Origin of the sequence: Caballeronia mineralivorans PML1(12) (assembly GCF_001028175.1) — a bacterium.
Lineage (GTDB): Bacteria > Pseudomonadota > Gammaproteobacteria > Burkholderiales > Burkholderiaceae > Caballeronia > Caballeronia mineralivorans.
The window spans coordinates 1-384 of record NZ_AEJF01000274.1 but is presented as its reverse complement, the minus strand read 5'-3'; the positions used below and the strand labels follow the sequence as shown (position 1 = coordinate 384).

Sequence of the window (384 nt, the reverse complement as noted above, 5' to 3'; positions counted from 1 at the left end):
CAGTCTCCCGAAGATGATCATCTGCCTTTATTACGCGAATTCTTAGCGCGTAAAGAATACGACGATTCCGGCAATGATATGTTTTATCAATTATTTGCCCGTGATGATGCGTATTACCCTACCTTGTCCTGGCAACCATTGGCTTACTATTCTGCATGCCCGGAAACGCTTAAGGATATGAGCGACCTATGAAAAATTGCTGGAAGATCCTCGATATAGAGGAAACGACTGACGTCGATATTATCCGCCGCGCTTATCTGGCGCTGTTACCGTCCTTTCATCCAGAAACCGATCCGCAGGGTTTTAAACAACTTCGTCAGGCGTATGAGGAGGCGCTACGGATTGCGCAGTCGCCTGCTAAATCTGTTTGGCAACCAGAAGAAT

General features: G+C 46.9%; 1 protein-coding gene and 1 pseudogene. Both read left to right on the top strand.

Annotated features, from left to right (window positions below):
* A partial coding sequence (locus EOS_RS45430) for a hypothetical protein (RefSeq protein ID WP_200908773.1) occupies window positions 1–192 on the top strand: 192 nt, incomplete at its 5' end.
* Window positions 189–384 (top strand): annotated as a pseudogene (locus tag EOS_RS42625) (hypothetical protein); the annotation flags it as partial. The gene EOS_RS45430 and the pseudogene EOS_RS42625, both read left to right, overlap by 4 nt.